At 40.2% G+C, this 16444-nt stretch carries 14 protein-coding genes; 6 read left to right on the top strand and 8 right to left on the bottom strand.

Annotated elements, in window-relative coordinates; genetic code table 11:
• Positions 1 to 405 precede the first annotated feature (405 nt).
• Genes wecB through AM506_RS15060 form a run of 4 tightly spaced genes read left to right on the top strand, consistent with a single transcriptional unit; the run spans position 406 to position 4175 of the window.
• Complete coding sequence (gene wecB, locus AM506_RS15075) at positions 406 to 1500, top strand: non-hydrolyzing UDP-N-acetylglucosamine 2-epimerase (protein WP_060673315.1); 1095 nt, start codon at positions 406 to 408, stop codon at positions 1498 to 1500.
• Positions 1490 to 2482: a polysaccharide biosynthesis protein gene (locus AM506_RS15070; protein ID WP_060673314.1), complete on the top strand. Its 993-nt coding sequence runs from the start codon at positions 1490 to 1492 to the stop codon at positions 2480 to 2482. The genes wecB and AM506_RS15070 overlap by 11 nt, the downstream gene beginning before the upstream one ends.
• Positions 2479 to 3300: a dTDP-4-dehydrorhamnose reductase family protein gene (locus AM506_RS15065; protein ID WP_060673313.1), complete on the top strand. Its 822-nt coding sequence runs from the start codon at positions 2479 to 2481 to the stop codon at positions 3298 to 3300. Before AM506_RS15070 ends, AM506_RS15065 begins: the two co-directional genes overlap by 4 nt.
• On the top strand, positions 3297 to 4175 hold the full coding sequence (locus tag AM506_RS15060) for an NAD-dependent epimerase/dehydratase family protein (protein ID WP_060673312.1): 879 nt from the start codon (positions 3297 to 3299) through the stop codon (positions 4173 to 4175). The genes AM506_RS15065 and AM506_RS15060 overlap by 4 nt, the downstream gene beginning before the upstream one ends.
• A gap of 290 nt (positions 4176 to 4465) precedes the next feature.
• On the opposite strand, the gene AM506_RS15055 is transcribed toward AM506_RS15060, so the two are convergent.
• The 5 genes from AM506_RS15055 to sat form a co-directional block, all read right to left on the bottom strand.
• Complete coding sequence (locus AM506_RS15055) at positions 4466 to 5347, bottom strand: glycosyltransferase family 2 protein (protein ID WP_060673311.1); 882 nt, start codon at positions 5345 to 5347, stop codon at positions 4466 to 4468.
• A 340-nt stretch (positions 5348 to 5687) separates the two neighbouring features.
• The gene (gene cysQ, locus AM506_RS15050) at positions 5688 to 6476 is read right to left on the bottom strand and encodes a 3'(2'),5'-bisphosphate nucleotidase CysQ (RefSeq protein WP_060673310.1); all 789 of its coding nucleotides are present in this window, start codon (positions 6474 to 6476) and stop codon (positions 5688 to 5690) included.
• 34 nt (positions 6477 to 6510) lie between these two features.
• Positions 6511 to 7113, bottom strand: a complete 603-nt coding sequence (gene cysC, locus AM506_RS15045; RefSeq protein ID WP_060673309.1) for an adenylyl-sulfate kinase — start codon at positions 7111 to 7113, stop codon at positions 6511 to 6513.
• Between the two features lie 26 nt (positions 7114 to 7139).
• A complete protein-coding gene (locus AM506_RS15040; RefSeq protein ID WP_060673308.1) occupies positions 7140 to 8897 on the bottom strand; it encodes an SLC13 family permease in 1758 nt (585 codons plus the stop codon).
• A 13-nt stretch (positions 8898 to 8910) separates the two neighbouring features.
• Positions 8911 to 10071 carry a sulfate adenylyltransferase gene (gene sat / locus AM506_RS15035; protein ID WP_060673307.1) on the bottom strand — a complete coding sequence of 387 codons (1161 nt, stop codon included), beginning with the start codon at positions 10069 to 10071 and terminating at the stop codon, positions 8911 to 8913.
• Between the two features lie 283 nt (positions 10072 to 10354).
• Between sat and AM506_RS15030 the strand changes: the two genes are divergently transcribed.
• On the top strand, positions 10355 to 11557 hold the full coding sequence (locus tag AM506_RS15030) for a hypothetical protein (RefSeq protein WP_060673306.1): 1203 nt from the start codon (positions 10355 to 10357) through the stop codon (positions 11555 to 11557).
• A gap of 40 nt (positions 11558 to 11597) precedes the next feature.
• On the opposite strand, the gene AM506_RS15025 is transcribed toward AM506_RS15030, so the two are convergent.
• Entirely contained in the window at positions 11598 to 12638 is a 1041-nt protein-coding gene (locus tag AM506_RS15025) for a hypothetical protein (RefSeq protein ID WP_152968608.1), read from the bottom strand.
• A gap of 354 nt (positions 12639 to 12992) precedes the next feature.
• Between AM506_RS15025 and AM506_RS15020 the strand changes: the two genes are divergently transcribed.
• Complete coding sequence (locus AM506_RS15020; protein ID WP_200908456.1) at positions 12993 to 13751, top strand: CsxC family protein; 759 nt, start codon at positions 12993 to 12995, stop codon at positions 13749 to 13751.
• Between the two features lie 143 nt (positions 13752 to 13894).
• Here AM506_RS15020 and AM506_RS15015 read toward each other — a convergent pair whose 3' ends face one another.
• Together AM506_RS15015 and AM506_RS15010 are read right to left on the bottom strand one after the other, a co-directional pair.
• Entirely contained in the window at positions 13895 to 15424 is a 1530-nt protein-coding gene (locus AM506_RS15015) for a hypothetical protein (RefSeq protein WP_060673304.1), read from the bottom strand.
• An 80-nt stretch (positions 15425 to 15504) separates the two neighbouring features.
• Positions 15505 to 16260: a CsxC family protein gene (locus AM506_RS15010; RefSeq protein WP_060673303.1), complete on the bottom strand. Its 756-nt coding sequence runs from the start codon at positions 16258 to 16260 to the stop codon at positions 15505 to 15507.
• Between the last annotated feature and the right edge of the window lie 184 nt (positions 16261 to 16444).

Below are 16444 nucleotides of genomic sequence, written 5' to 3'. Positions count from 1 at the left end.
GAGCACCCGCCCACGGTCATCGACAAAGCAGGCGAAATGTTTTCGCTTCGCAATGTCAATGCCTACTACGAGTGTTTGTTCGGTGACTTGATTTATTTTCTGATTTTGTTTAAAATCCAATTTGGAGTCCTCCTTGGTTAACTAAGTTAGGGGTCATCTCGGTCCACGATTTGACACCCCGTATCATACCAAGAGGGCTCTTTTTTGTTCAAGTCCCCAAAAATCCTTCTAACAGGAATGCTCCTTTAATAGAATATGTCCCAACCATTCTTTTGATATAGGCATGAGATACGAATTTCAATAAAACCATGAAAATTAAGGAATCTAAGATAGAAGTCTAGTACACTATTCCTTCCTTTACATATAAATGTATGGAGTGAAAAATAGTTCAGAGGGGTGAAAAGGGTGAGAATTTTAACAGTGGTTGGGACAAGGCCAGAATTAATCCGATTAAGTGTGCTAATAAAAAAATTAGATGTATTGTGCGATAAACATATATTGGTTCATTCAGGTCAGAACTTCACACATTCCCTAAATGGAGTCTTTTTTCAGGAATTGGGGATCAGAAAACCAGATTATGAAATACAAAATAATGGAGCGTCTTTGGGCGGCCAGTTATCAAATTTATTTTTGGAATTGGAAACGATTTTAAAGAATGAAAAGCCGGACAAAGTATTAATTTTAGGGGACACAAATAGTGGACTTAGTGCCATTTTGGCGGAAAGACATAGAATTCCTGTAGTTCATATGGAAGCGGGCAATCGATGCTTTGACTTGAATGTACCTGAAGAAATAAATAGAAAAATAATAGATGCGATTTCTTCTGTCAATTTAGTTTACACACCTTATAGCAAAGCAAATCTGTTAAGAGAGGGAGTCAATCCAAGTAAGATCATCATTTGTGGTAATCCCATTTATGAAGTCATAAAAAATCACGAAGAAGACATCGATCACAGCCAAATCATGGACGTATTAAACCTATCAAAACAAGATTATTTCTTAGCCACCATCCACAGGGCAGAAAATGTCGATGTACATGGAAATCTGCAATCGATTATAAACGCTTTAAATACGTTGGCAGATAACTATGGGAAGCGAATCATTTTCAGTACCCATCCACGTACCAAATCAAAATTAATGAGTCAAACCAAGTTTGTAACCCACCCCCTAATAGAATTCCACGAACCCTTTGGGTTTTTCGATTTTATCAAACTGGAAAAGAATGCCCTGTGTGTTCTGACAGATAGCGGAACTGTACAAGAAGAATGCTGTATATTTAAGGTTCCGACCGTTACAGTCAGAAATTCGACTGAACGACCGGAGACGGTAGATTGTGGCAGTAATATCGTTTCAGGATTAATAGATAACCGGATTGCAAAAGCGGTTGATGTCGTGCTGTCACGTGAAACTTTATGGGAATGTCCCAAAGAATACCTGGACACAAATGTTTCCAATAAAGTGATAAATATATTATTTGGAGGGGCAAACATTGTTTACTAATAAAAAAATTCTCATAACAGGGGGAACGGGTTCATGGGGACATGAATTAGTTTCACAACTTCTAGAAAAAAAGCCTAAAGAGATTAGGGTTTTTTCAAGGAATGAATCAAGTCAGGTTTCAATGAGTAGGAAATTCGAGAATGATTCAGTATTGAAATTTGTTATAGGTGATGTAAGGGATAAGGAAGCGGTTTTTGAAGCTTCAAAGGGAATTGACTTTATTTTTCATCTGGCGGCGCTGAAACACGTTCCTGTGTGTGAATACCAGCCACTAGAAGCTCTTAAGACAAATGTATATGGCACGCAAAATGTAATTGATGCAGCCATCGCAAACGGTGTTACAAAAGTGATCAATATTTCTACGGATAAAGCAGCCAATCCTTCTAATTTCTATGGCTTCACGAAAGCGATGGGAGAAAAGCTTATCATTAATGCGAATGTGTTGACGGACAAGACCAAGTTTGTCTGTGTCCGCGGTGGGAACGTACTGGGAACAAACGGAAGTGTCATTCACGTATTCAAGCATGGAATCAAAACGAAATCGAAAATCGGAATCACGGATAAAAAAATGACCCGATTTTTTCTGACGATCAAAGATGCTATTAAACTGTTATTCAAAGCTACGTATGAAAGTCATGGGGGGGAGATCTTCGTGATGAAAATGCCGACATGCAAAATCATCGATCTTGCACGAGTATTAATCGATCAATATTCACCTGATAAAGAGGTAGATATCGAGGAACTCGGAATTCGTCCTGGAGAGAAATTGCATGAACTTCTTCTTACGGAATTTGAAAGTCATAATACGATCGTTTATGACAATGAGTATTTTGTCATCCTTCCGACTATTCCAATCGAAGGTCTCATGGAATATTATGAAGACTTCCCTAAAGTTGACCTCGACACCTATTCTTCAAGTGATAACATCATATCATATGATCAGATAAAAACGATGCTGAAAGATGGAGGTTTTCTAGAATGAAGATTCTCGTTCTAGGTGGCCAGGGAATGGCTGGCCATGTCATCGTTGACCATATGAGACGCTGTGGTCATGAAGTGTTATACACCATAAGGAATCAGGATCTTGAAGGTATTCAGTTGGACGTCAGGGATCTAGAAAGAGTAAAGATCGTTTTGCTTGAAACAAAACCTGATATCGTCATCAACGCGACAGGTCTACTAAATGAAAATGCTGCAACCCATGTAATGGAGTCCATTCAGGTCAATAGCCTATTACCACACGCATTGATTGAAATGTTAAGTGGATTCAATGGGAAACTGATTCACATCAGCACAGATTGCGTGTTTTCAGGTGAGAAAGGGAAATATACTGAACAAGATATTAAAGATGGTACCAATATTTATTCTAAGTCAAAATCCCTTGGGGAAGTTGAAGCAGATCCTCATTTGACGGTCAGGACATCCATCATCGGACCGGAATTGAAAAAAAACGGAATCGGTCTTCTTCACTGGTTTCTTCAGCAAAAGGGAAGGATCGAAGGCTATCAGAATGTGTTTTGGAATGGAGTTACGACATTGGAACTCGCTAAGGCAATCGAATCCCTCATTTCGCATAAAGTGTCTGGCCTTTATCATCTCAGTAATGACCAAAAAATATCCAAATACGATCTTCTGCTTCTGATTAAAGAAACGTTCAGTCATGAGGGAGTGGACATTGAGCCTGTGTCGGAACCGGTCCATGATAAAACCCTGGTTCATACAAGGACCGATTTCAAATACCCGGTTCCAAGCTATAAGGAGATGCTTATTGAACTTCGGGATTGGATGAGGGAGAGATGAAGAAAGTTTTCATTTCAGGGGCAACAGGTTTCACTGGAATCCATGCATGTGAGTATTATCTCAAAAGGGGATATGAGGTATTTGCAGCCGTACGCAATGAGCTCCACCCCGTAAAAGAAGTGCGAAGCGTGTTATGTGATTTGTTGGATGCAGAATGGATGAAAGCGTTATTTGATAGAATCAAACCTGATTTGATTCTACACCTTGCTGCACAGAATCATACTGGTCAATCATGGGCCGATCCCATTTCCACCATGACGACGAATGTACTTGGGACGTTGAATCTCCTGGAAGGAGCTAGGAGTTCTGCGCCTCATGCAAAGATTCTCATTGTAGGTTCTGTCATTGAATTTGATCCTTGTCACGCTAATGAACCCCACCACCCATATGGTTTATCAAAATACATTCAGTCTCTTTTATCAACAAGCTGGTCATCTCTTTATGAGCTAAATGTCCTGGTGGTGAAGACTTCCAATTTGATCGGGCCGGGATATTCCAATGGGATTTGCTCCCTTCTTGCAAAAAGATGTATAGAATATAGTAAAGGTGGCTTGGAAGGCTTTCATTTCCAAAACATACTCGACCATAGGGATTTCTTAGATGTAAGGGATGCAGTTAAAGCGTACGATTGTATCCTTCAAAAAGGCAACAGCAAAGAGACCTATGTCGTAGCCTCAGGGCAAAATCATCGTTTTCTTCATGTTGCAAAAGAATTGAAACGCCTTGCTGATAGTGATCTCCCGTTAACGACTGACCGCTTTCAACGCAGCCCGGACATCGTTTTTAATATCGATTCAATAGAAAAGCTTGGTTGGAGAAAGAGAATCCCAATAGATCAAAGTTTAAAAGATATAATTGAATATTATCAGACGTGATACGTTCAAGACGCTGAGACATCAGTGGAAACCTTTAACTTTTTTCACGGTTTACACTGATGACCGGTTTCTTCGCCCGTGGCTTTTAAGTGAGCATCCTCGTCGATGACGCTTCTCCAGGGATCTCGCTTTTCTCGGAGGAGTCTTTGTGCTGCACTTCAAATCACCTAAAACAAACCTTTATAAAGGACAATTGAAAAATCCGAACGATCTCGAATTTCACGTAGGAAGTTCGAAGGTCGTTCGGATTTTTGTTAGGCTTCAACCATTTTGTCCCGGTCTCCTTCAGGTTAAAAATAGATATGGAACTTTTTAAATAACTCTTCGATATCCATTTTTCTTCTTCTTAAATATTGCCCTCGCTTGTTAAGGACACCGTCTTGGATTACCCTCTTTTCAATCTTAGCTGCGGAACCATGGATAACGAGTGTTTTGGCTTTTTTGATTCTTTTGTCATCAAAATGAAGATACGCCATCCTCAACATATTATAGTAGATTCCTTCATAGTTCACGCTATATGGATGACTTGTTCTAAATAAATGCAGGACGGTGACATTGGGTTCGCAGTGACATTGGTAGCCGAATAGCCATAGCTTAAGAGATAATTCCACATCTTCATGTCCCCATGTTGAAAAACCGGTTTCAAACCCGCCTATATCTTGAAAGACCTTCTTGGAGATAACGATACAGGCTCCTGGTAGTACGGCTGTTTCAAACAGGTATTTGTGTTTCTGGTGCCACTTAATTTTAAGGGAGGGAGTAAGGGATTGACCATACCCTTTGATTAAGGGGTCAGTCAAAGAACCGATGGCCGGGCAAACAGCATTGCTTCTTCCATGAATTACATGATGGACCAGGCGATCAATCCAGAAAGGTTCAAATGTCATGTGAGCGTCGCAGAAAGCAAGATAGTCAGAGTGTGCATTCTCCGCTCCGAGGTTTCTGGCATTCGCAGGACCGATACCGTTGGTGCGGATATAAGTCACTTTGTCTTTGTGGGGGTAGTTCGAAAGAAAATGGCAGCATTGATCAGTAGACGCATCATCCACAATGATGGCTTCCATTTCGATGTTGCTTTTGACGGTAAACAGTGAGTCCAATGTCATTTTTACATTTTTCCCTTCATTACGTACCGGAAAAATGACGGATACCTTAGGAAGCTTGCTATTCATGTTCTCGCTCCTTTATTCAAAAAAATCCTATGGTATTGTATGTAAGTAGGGATTTTCTGTGAATAATGAAAGCACGATGGAAGCAGAATGGATGTGCTATTAAGTAAAGGCAATGATGAGGATAGGACAAAAAGGTTTCAACTAAAGAAAAATCCGAACAAGTGATTTATCGAAAATTTGACTTGTTCGGATTTTTCTTTGTTAGTACTATAGCATACATGTATATAGCAGATTCTCGCTATTGATTGTAATACAAGACGAAGACTCCTGAGGGAAAGCGGGTAGCGGTATAAACACGTGATCTAACAAAATATATTGTGAATCTTTAGAGTGAATGGAATTAGTTATATCCGATCACTTTATTTATCCCACACAAGAATGATGGATTTTTAAGATCTTTTTTATTGTAAAAAAGTGGAGTACCAGTATCATAATTGATTACTAGCCCTCCAGCTTCTTCAACAATGATCTGTCCTGCAGCTGTATCCCATTCCATTGTAGGGGCCATACGAGGATAATAATGCGCTTCCCCTTCTGCAATCAAACAAAACTTCAATGAACTTCCAATCGAAGTGAATTCAAGTTTTCCTTCTTGCCGTTGAAGGTCTTCGATGTATTCCTGAGTCGCGTCCGACAAGTGAGATCTAGAGATCACGATTTTCTTTACACCAGATGATGCGGTATTGATCTTTACCTGCTTTCTTTTCTCCAAAGAACTGGCAGTCATGAGTTTATATGCTCCTTTATTCTTTTCGGCGTAATAAAGAGTATCTGTTACAGGTGCATAAATGATCCCCAATACTGGCCGGTTTCCTTGGATAAGGGCAATATTGACCGTAAATTCGCCATTTTTCTTAATGAATTCTTTCGTCCCGTCCAGAGGATCCACGAGCCAAAAAGATGACCAGTTCTTTCTTTCCTTGAAAGGGATACTGGCTCCTTCTTCACTGAGTATAGGAAAGGTCGGGAAGAGTTTGCTTAATTCGTTTAGTATATGTGTGTGTGACAACTGATCTGCAATGGTGAGGGGGGAACGATCCGCTTTATCATGGATCGTATAGGCATCGTCGTATACTTCCAATACTTTTTTTCCTGCTCCAATCGCAATTTCAATCACTTCATTCAGCATGTTCCAGCAACTCCTCGTAGGAAATAGATAAAAATCACAATGACATTAATCGCTTATCTCTTAAATAGTTTACTATTTGCCGGACGGAATCATCTATTCGTTGATTCTCAGTATCAATCACGATTTCAGGGGATTCGGGGATTTCATAAGGAGAATCGATTCCACTAAAGTTCTTTAATTCCCCTTTCTTCACCTTTTCATAAAGGCCTTTCGGGTCTCGACTCGCGCATGTCTCAATGCTCGCCTGTACATAGATTTCTATAAACTCCCCATCGGGTAATAGTGATCTGGCAAATGCCCGATCTTTTTTATAGGGGGAAATAAAGGCAGCCAAGGTTATGATTCCGGCATCGACAAAAATCTTTGATACCTCACCGATTCTTCGGATGTTTTCCGTACGATCTTCTTCTGAGAATGCTAAGTCCCCATTTAAACCGTGACGTATATTATCTCCGTCAAGACGGTAAGTGTGATGGCCAAGCTCATGTAATTTCTTTTCTACTTCCACTGAGATTGTGGACTTCCCGGAACCGGACAACCCTGTAAACCAAAGCAATGCGCTTTTATGCCCATTTAAATCTTGCCTGTCAGCTTTCTGGACTTTGCCCTCGTGCCAAGTAATATTTTTCTGATTCATCTCCTCACCTCCAATGTTATGGATAGTCATAACCAAAAGTAATAGACCAGTATTACTGTGGTGATCATTGTCAGGATATTCAAGGGGATCCCCACCTTCAAATAATCTTTGAATCGATAACCGCCCGGGCCATATACGATCAAGTTTGTCTGATAACCGATCGGTGTTGCAAAGCTTGCGGAAGCGGCAATGGTTACCGTTACGGCCAATGCTGTTGGATTTAAATCCAGAGTATTCGAAACTTCCAGGATAATGGGGAACATGAGGACGGCAGCAGCGCTGTTCGTCATCATTTCTGTAAATAGATTCGTAAGGAGATAGATTGCTATAACGATGGCAAAAAGGCCAAACGGCTTTGAAGCTTGCATCAGTAGGTCGGCAAGGAAAGAGGCGACACCTGAGTCGATCATCGCATAGCCTATACCGAACGAGCAGGAAACCACCATCAGTACATTCCATTGAATGGAATTCTTTGCCTGCAGGGGACTGGCGATTCTTAATGAAAGTAATAACATGGTCACAAACGCCATTCCTGTCAGCATCGTAATATATCCTAATGTCACCATAAGGATCATCGTTCCCAGTAGTACGACGGAGAACCACCCATTCAATGTCTGTTTACGGGTGATCATGGTCTTGTCCAGTGTAGCGGCAATATAGAAGTCATTTGTGTTCGCTTTCTTATAGAAATCGGTTCCTGTGGCAAGTAGTAAGATATCTCCAGGTTTTAGAATGATATCGCCAATTTTATATTTCAACCGTTGATTTTGTCTATGAACAGCTATGACAGCTGCATTGAATCTGCTTCTGAAATTGGTATCCTTAATCTTCTTATATAATAAGGAAGAATGATGGGAAACCACCGCCTCCGTCAACTGATGGTGTTTTGGAAAAGAGGATCCGCCATTACTTTGTAACAGGAGGCCCTTGTGTAATTGAAGTTCTGTGATGGTGGTAATATCACCGGTGAATATTAAGCGGTCCTGTGCCTTTAATAGGGTTGTATTCGATACAGGAGTAATGGTCTCATCTTCCCTGATGATACTAACAAGAAATAGACCTTTTAAGCTTCTTAACCTGGCTTGTTCAACCGTTTTTTGTATAAAAGGGAAGTCATCGAGTATTAAAATCTCTCCAGTGAACTCTCTTAAGGACTCAATATTGACAGGTCTGCTTCTTCTCTCAGGAAGTAAGGAAGAACTGAAAAATATGAGATAACATAGGCCTATGAGAGTAATCGGTATCCCTATTTTACCCAGTTCGAAAAAGGTGAAGCCAGGCAGGTTCGAGTCAAGGAGCAAACCATGGACCACGAGATTTGTGGAAGTACCAATGATGGTTATGGTACCTCCTAGGATGGTAGCATATGAAATGGGGATCAGAAATTTTGAAGGGGAGAGATGATGATCTTCACACCATTTCTTCACAAGTGGCGTAAAAGCAATGACGATGGGGGTATTATTCAGGAAAGCGGAGAGGAAAGAGATGGGGAAGAGGAGCTTGGCAAGCATGTGTTTTCTTGAAGCTGAACGGTTTAATAGCTTCTTGAAGGCATGATCCACAATCCCACTGTTTTGAATACTTCCGGCAATGATGAACAATAAACCGATCGTCAGCATCCCTTCATTTGAGAACCCCCTTATGGCTTCCTGTGGTGTAATGACACCGGTCATGACGAAAAGGAGGAGAGTGGATGGAAGAATGATTTCGGGTCGCTCCAATTCAAAAACCAGAAATGACAACATAACGATCATTCCAAGGATAACAATATAAAATTCAATCATGATGTAGTCTCCTTCAGTGCTCCCTTTGAGAACTTTTTCTCATTTCATTGAGAAGTACTTCTATCACTTCTGGCCTTGAAAACTCTTTTGGAGGCATCATTCCGTCTTTTAACATTTTTCGCACCTTTGTTCCGCTAAGGTGGATATGAAATGGAGTCTCATGAGGGCATGTCTTTGAAGTAGCCATCGATCCACACTTAATACAATGGAAGGCATGTTCGAACTTCAGTATCTCGATACCGATCTCTTCTTTTGAAAATTGGTTGAAGATTTCCTGGGCATCGTAGGTACCATAGTAATCCCCGACACCAGCGTGATCCCGGCCGACTATAAAGTGGGTGCATCCAAAGTTTTTTCTTACAATACTGTGGAATAAGGCTTCCCTGGGTCCGGCATATCTCATGGCTGCAGGGAATGTGGATAATAAGACTCTCTCTCTGGGATAATACTCGTCGACTAATACCCGATAGCTTTTCATACGAATGTCTGCGGGAATATCATCTTGCTTTGTGTCGCCTACCAAAGGGTGTATCAAGAGACCATCGACTAGTTCAAGTGCTGTTTTTTGCAGATATTCATGGGCTCTATGAATGGGGTTCCGGGTTTGAAATGCTACGACTGTGTTCCAACCCAATTCATTAAATCGCTCTCTAAGCTGTTTCGGCGTTTGAAAATCTTTTTTGAAAATGGCAGGAAACCGAAGAAGTTTGACCGTACCTGAGACATACACGTCTTCTTTCTTATACGTCTTTTGAACCCCAGGATGAAGGTTGTCCAATGTCCTAAATACGAAAAGGGCTTCCGCCTCTTTACTATATTCATATATTTCTTCAATTTCTAATGTTCCGTAGATCACCCCATCTTCTCCTTTCAGGGAAACGGTTTCCCCGATGGAAAATGACTTACTCACTCTTTTGGGAACGGGGAGTGTAATGGGCAAACTCCAAACCAACCCATTCGATAACCTCATGTCTTTCAATACGTGTAAATAGTCTTTTTGATTCATGAATCCCGTTAAGGGGCTGAATGCTCCCGTTGAGAGCAGAACTAGGTCGGACAGACCCCAGGAATCGAGCGTAATTGCGGGGAGAGTGGATGACTTTTCAAGTAGCTCATCTCTCTCAATCCCTCTAACAACTTGATTAACAAGCATACCTCCGTGTGGGGATATCATACTGATTTCTCCTTTCGGTTGAACTAAATTTAACACAGCAGTTGATGACCATAATCCATCTGAACTACGGCTTCATTTTTTCGCTGTGCAAAACACTAACCATCTTACTTTTACTAGTTTATGTGATGATCTTCAAGTGGGAGAGGGCTGTTGAATAAAACAAGCATCTGCCTAGAAATGAAAGCGGAAGCTGGTTTGGCGATAATAAGTATCAGAAATTCATATTTTTTCCCCTGTATTCATAAGATACATAGACTACAACAAAAGGGTGGTGAGCCTGTACATGAAATTATCAATCAACAACCATGATTGGGGAACGATTCCATCACATTCCGTAGCTGCCATCCAATTTTATTGTGCGGAGAATAATCATCAATTTCATTTGGATGAAGAAGCACAGAGGGTGGAAGTGAAAAGTTCCCTTCATGGAAAGAAAGTATGGCTATCAGTGAATACAAAGAATGCAAATATAAACAATGAAATAAATGAAAAAGTGATTGGATTATTAACTGATTATGGGATTATTGTTTCATTAAAACGAGATACAGGCACGATCAGGGAGGGGGAATTGTTTGTTGAATTAGTGTCCAGTCATTCACAGGGTGAGGGCAAGTCTGTTTCGGTCGGTTATAATGAAAGGCTGAATTCCATCAATGTAAAGAAAAATCTCTCAATATATAAGAATGAACTGCCATTCAAAGGATATTATTTGATACCTGAACACCACTCCATTCCCCATCTTAGATGCTCCATTAAGTGTAAAGATGAAGAATTCCTGTTGAAAGAAACCCCTGTCCTCATAACGCATTGTGTGCTTAAAACACTGCTTGGAAATCAGAAGCCAAGTTTACTGGATCTTAATGTTCTCCATCTATTTCAAACTGTAAATAATCAGACAGGGAAATCAAGCAGTCAAACAGTTCAGAAGAAGCCAAGTAAAGATATCCAAATGGATGATAAAACGTACGAAGAAATCAAAATGCGAAAAGCAAATCGTAAAGTTCAAAAAGCTCAGGATAAAAAGCCTTATGCGGAAATATATTTTGATTACAATGTCATACCTAATCGAAAATCAGAACGCTATTCCATCAAAGCTGATTTCTTCATAAAGAACACAGGAAATGTAGACCTGATGAACCCGAAGATCTGCTTTCGAATGGATCCGCCGGATAAGATTGAAATAGGAGGACAGATTCTCCCACCTGAAATGAGCGAAATCTTTTCCCTGCAAGGTCAAAACGGGGCACAGGGATGGAAGTATATGGGGAAGGATTGGTTGGAGAAGGCCTATTCCACAGGAGAGTATTGGATAGAATCGATACAGGAATCATTCATCCCCCCTGGTGAAACGATAGCAGTGGAGGGGGTGCAATTTACGGTTGAATCCCTTGAAGAACAGGAAGTTTCAACTATTTTAGGGTTTGTATTATTTGAAGGTCAAGACCTTCAGCTCAGCTCAAATAACAAGATAAAGATTACATTTTAACTAAAAACGATGCCACGGATCTACTGTGGCATCGTTTTTTTCATTCTTTTTCATCCTCTATGAAATAATAATCCATTGGAGCTGGAAGTTTTTCTGCAGAAGATTTTTGACGTGCTGTAATGATATGGGACTGACTGCGTTTTTGGCTCTCCACCAGTCTTTTGAGCTCCAATAGACTGTGGGTCAAGGTTAAATTATATTCCCGTATGGAGTCGACCTCTTCAAGAAAATCAACAAACTTTTGCTCCACTTGCGCAAATTTACCCTCCAGCACCTCATTCTGTAGAGTAAAGTGAATTTCCTGTTCCTGTTCAACCGCATCGATTCGTTCATCCTGCAGTTTGGTCCGTTGATCGATATCAGCAAATTGTGAGGAAAGCCACCATTCATTTTCTTCAAAATGCTTTTGGTATTGACTGATGAATGTCTTAATGTACTCCATTTTTTGCTTTTCGGCTTGGATTAAGTGCTCCTTTGCCAATTGCAATGAATCAAGGGTATGTTTCCTTTCTGACAAGGCTTTTTCCAACTCTTCGGTTTTAGCTATCAGGGTAAAGAAAATTTCTTTCTTCGTATCTTCTGAATGGACCAAAGCTGAGTTCAAATCTGAAATATGAAGTTTTTTTCCTTGCAGTTCACTGTTTAAGCTGTCTATTTTTCTTAGGTGCAGGATGTTTTCCTCTAAAAGGGATTGATTTTTACTGAAAAGATCTTGTTGATCTTTCTCGATTTCCGTTATTCTTTGAGATATTTGTTTTTTTTCGAGCTTGATGGAGAGGAGTTCCTGTTGAAGGTCATTTTTACTCACTTGCGACTGCTGCAACAGCTCATCCTTGCCGTGCAAGGCGTCATGAAGAGCACTTACCTGACTCTCCAGCTTCTCTTTTCCCTCTTTAAACAGGTTTCGGTCTTTAATGAGTTCCCTCTCAACGGTTTCGTTCTCATCGATCCGGCGGTAAGCAAGCGTTAATTCCTCCTGAGCCTTCTGAAGTTGTTCCTTATGGTACTCGTTTTCAGCATACAGATAACTGCTTTTCAAAGTTCGAATCGTTTTATTCAAGTTCTCGATCTCTGATTTCAAATAGAGGACCTCTTGATCGGAAATGGTGTACATCGGTGGTAATTTTGCATCCTCCCTTATGATAATCTCCTCCTCAAGACTTTTACTCTATTGTATGGACCCAATTGGCTAAACGTTACAAATACCCAAGCTGTTTAGATTGATTAAAGCTTACTGTGTATGAGTTCATAGCATGTTTCATAGATTACTAGAAGTATTGCTAGAAATATGTTGAAGCCTACCGACAGTCGTCCACTCATTTCTTTAAAAAATTCATAGATTATAGTAAGTCAATAGAAAAGGTATCTTCACTGTTTTTACTACATCTATGGCCTTTTCCATTGATTAATTTATGACTATCAGGAGTGAATGGATATGAAAAAGAATACAGGCTGCGGATTTGGTCATCACGGATGCCCTCCTCAACCATCAAGCGATAAGGCAAAATCAAAAAGCTTATTTACAGAAACATACGTGCCAGATCTTGACTTGGAAGAAGTAACGGTTGTTCTTGGAGATGTATTTCTTCAATCTTTAACAGAAGCGGATATTTATCTGCCAACCTATGCTAGTGCTATTAAAAACATCGAGAAAAACGTCTCGCTCACACAATGTAAAGCAATTCCTGTACCAGGGTTTCCGGATTACGTGAAATTATTCGTAGAAGGGATTGTCCATAAGAACATTCAATATGTAGAAGGTTCCTATGGAGTAGTAAAGGATTATAGTGTTGACATTCCTTTTAAAGCGTATGATCGGGTGAGACTGGCTACCCCTGTCAACAATCCGTTCGGAATTGACTTCAGCATTAAGAAGAATGTGTTGCAAAGAAGAGAACTTGCGAAAGACGGAATGGGAGCGAACCGCTGCGAATTTGGATCATTGACATTTGAAATCAATAATGAGCCAATCAATTGCAAACTCCTTGCTTCGGCTGTAAATCAATGGGATATCACGGAAAACTTTGACAATTGGGGACGATTTAATAAAATTACAGAAAAAATGGACATCAATCTACTCATTAAATTAACTCAGAAGAGACAACAAATGGCTGGAGACGGGGATACAGGTGGAGGAGAAGAGCAAGGTCCAGAAGTAGTCTATAATCGTTTCAGAAATATCATCCAACAATAATTACCAAATAAAAATATATTATAATTGAAGGGGCATGCCTTCTTGAAAGGCATTGTAAGAGATTACGAAGATAACTGTGAGAGGGCAGAGTGACGAGTTGAAGGGGTTCACCTTGAGGGTGAACCCCTTCCTCTTTATACATATCATTGAATCAAATCATCTGATTGGATGTGCACAAATTGTTCTTGTGTTAAATGAAGGCAAGCCTGTAAACAACCTTGAATCTTTAAAGTTGAATGGCCATTTTGTTTAAAGGGTTCATGGTGACTGATAAACGTGAAATCTTGTAGGAAATGTTCAATTGGTTCACAGAAGGAATGATGACATTCATGATGAGTGCTTGGTTCTTGGGTGCTTTCTGCCATGAATGTGTATTCTCTCTTCTCACTCTTAGGGACCTTAGGCGGAAATATCCAAGGAGTGGGAATGGTGCGATCCCATTGAATCGGAATGTTGATAGAGTGTATGGAAGCGGTTTCCCCTGGATTTACATATTGAATCGAAGCAACAAGAGTCCCTTTCACAAACACAATTCCAGCAGGAAGTGGAATATTCGTTTTAAGAGATTGGATGGACCAATGTATAGAAAGGATATGTTCAATTGGAAACGGTAATTCAACGTCTTTAAAGATGGCGACCTCCATCTGCAAAGTGGACAGTACAACGGGAATCTTTACATTTAAAGAGCGAGAGTCGGGTAAAGTGGTTTCATTCCCACTTTCCAGATGTTGTTCTTCCGAAAAAAGTTCATTTTCGAAAAGTTCTTTTAATGCCGTCAGATTTGGGTGTTGGGGTTCGGTTTCCTCGACATCCTCTTGATGTTCATGCCTGACTTCATCGGTCTCCTCTTGATGTTCAGGTTTGTCGTACCTGATATCTTCTTCATGCTCCATGATCGTTTCCCGCTCTGTGGAAATTTTTTTGAGAACAGAGGTTAAGGAACCAATGCAATGAACGAAATCAGTCTCCTTACTTGTCAACGGACTCAAATTTTTTTCACAATATATTGTTTCTAAGTAATGACTAAATGAAGGCAGGTGATTTTCATTATGATCAAATTCATGATCCGAGTATAGCATTTCTTTTTCAAGTGCAGGAGGGGGAGCATCGTTGGAATCCCCATTCTTTTCATAATGATTTTCTTGGTCCACATGGAGATATTTTTGTTCCTCCAGCTCTTCCTCCAACATCATAAATATCTCTTCCCGGATCGATACAGGTTCATTTTCTTCTTCAGAATCCTCTATAATAACCTCTTGTTCCACGGAAGGCACGATATCGTTATTTTCATTTAAAGTCGAAGGGGCCGTGTTGTCCCGGGTTTCAAATATTTCCTTTACAGTGTTATCGGACTTTATGTCTCCGTCCTGCTCATCAGCCGACCCATCGGTTTTGCTCAGTTTATTTTCTTGGTTTACCTCCATATCCATCACCTTGGGTGGAGGGAAAAACGTGGGTTGGGTATGAATCTTTTCCTGAGCTCCCTTTGGCTGGTCTGTATCTTTTATGGGACTTTTTTTATTCGTCTCATGATCTTGTAAGGAAAGATCTTGCTTCTGAGTCATATTAAACAGAGAAAATGAAGACAATCTTCTGCTGTTTTTTTCATTTTCTTTCGTCTTATCCAGAAAATAGCTTTCTATATCATTATTGCGTTCTTCTCTCATAATCATGGTGATCGGTGCCCTTTACCATCACACCTAATCATTTACCTCCTCTCTAAAAATGAATGAGCAGTCATGATCAGTCACAATCAGTCACAATCATCATTCGTGGTGGAGGTAACACGTATTTGTTGGTTTTGAAGAACTTTTACACATATATCTATGACCATTTTTTCTTCAATTGTGCGGAAGTAGCCTTCTCCAATGGGACCGGAATGAGGGAGTGGGCACCGGTCGATGGCTTCATCCCATTCGATGATTTTACTTGAAACCAACTCACAGTAAGGGATTTCATTATAGTATTGATGGCTTTCCTGATGGAATTGTGATAAATCATGGGTTTGTAGTTCATCTTTCTCCGGATACCCGGAAGGCAGCGGTTTTGAAATGAAGAAATCAAATTCCTGACGGTTATTCACTTCCGGCATGACCGGCATGGATAAGAAGTGCTTAATGTCTGTCACACATTGAAAAGGTATATCCACTGTGTATGAGTGAAGATCTGATGCAATTGAAGAAAGGGACGACTCTTCAATTTCTTTACATGGGCTTGCATACTGGATGTTTTTTCGGACAAAACCTTTTACAAAAAGTTTATTAGAAGGAAGAAGAAGTCTGCACTGTGTTAATTTTATCGTTTTTTTAATATCCTTAATTTCCAAAACGGCCTCCGGAAAGGTGATCGTCGCATCTACATTTACCTGTAGTGTCAGTTCAGCCAATACGACAGGTACCTTGGTCACAATTTTTCCGATACTGACTTTTGGATGGTGACAATGGTTTTTACATTCATGCATATTTGATGTTCCATGACATTCGGACATTTTGTGATGATTTTCAAACATAAGGGGCCTCCTAAAGCAAGATAATGCCATCTTATGATGTGAATTGATAGTTGTTTGGGCCTGAGCCTATATGTATAGAGACTAATTATGGAAAGCCTGCAATAAATACTGATGCGAATGTTGTACAGAAAGAAAATACACTCCTCCTCCGGTTATCGATAACAGGAGGGGGAGTGCTGATGAT

It is taken from the genome of Rossellomorea vietnamensis, from assembly GCF_001305855.1.
In the GTDB taxonomy this organism is placed as follows: Bacteria; Bacillota; Bacilli; order Bacillales; family Bacillaceae_B; genus Rossellomorea; species Rossellomorea vietnamensis_A.
This window is presented reverse-complemented; position numbering and strand designations above follow the sequence as displayed.

Excerpts from the sequence above, each read along its gene's own strand:
- AM506_RS15010 (WP_060673303.1), bottom strand. The coding sequence starts at position 16,260 with ATGTTTGAAAATCATCACAAAATGTCCGAATGTCATGGAACATCAAAT.
- AM506_RS15060 (WP_060673312.1), top strand. The coding sequence starts at position 3,297 with ATGAAGAAAGTTTTCATTTCAGGGGCAACAGGTTTCACTGGAATCCAT.
- AM506_RS15040 (WP_060673308.1), bottom strand. The coding sequence starts at position 8,897 with ATGATTGAATTTTATATTGTTATCCTTGGAATGATCGTTATGTTGTCA.
- cysQ (WP_060673310.1), bottom strand. The coding sequence starts at position 6,476 with ATGCTGAATGAAGTGATTGAAATTGCGATTGGAGCAGGAAAAAAAGTA.
- cysC (WP_060673309.1), bottom strand. The coding sequence starts at position 7,113 with ATGAATCAGAAAAATATTACTTGGCACGAGGGCAAAGTCCAGAAAGCT.
- sat (WP_060673307.1), bottom strand. The coding sequence starts at position 10,071 with ATGATATCCCCACACGGAGGTATGCTTGTTAATCAAGTTGTTAGAGGG.
- AM506_RS15055 (WP_060673311.1), bottom strand. The coding sequence starts at position 5,347 with ATGAATAGCAAGCTTCCTAAGGTATCCGTCATTTTTCCGGTACGTAAT.
- AM506_RS15015 (WP_060673304.1), bottom strand. The coding sequence starts at position 15,424 with ATGATTATGAGAGAAGAACGCAATAATGATATAGAAAGCTATTTTCTG.
- AM506_RS15030 (WP_060673306.1), top strand. The coding sequence starts at position 10,355 with ATGAAATTATCAATCAACAACCATGATTGGGGAACGATTCCATCACAT.
- AM506_RS15065 (WP_060673313.1), top strand. The coding sequence starts at position 2,479 with ATGAAGATTCTCGTTCTAGGTGGCCAGGGAATGGCTGGCCATGTCATC.
- AM506_RS15020 (WP_200908456.1), top strand. The coding sequence starts at position 12,993 with ATGAAAAAGAATACAGGCTGCGGATTTGGTCATCACGGATGCCCTCCT.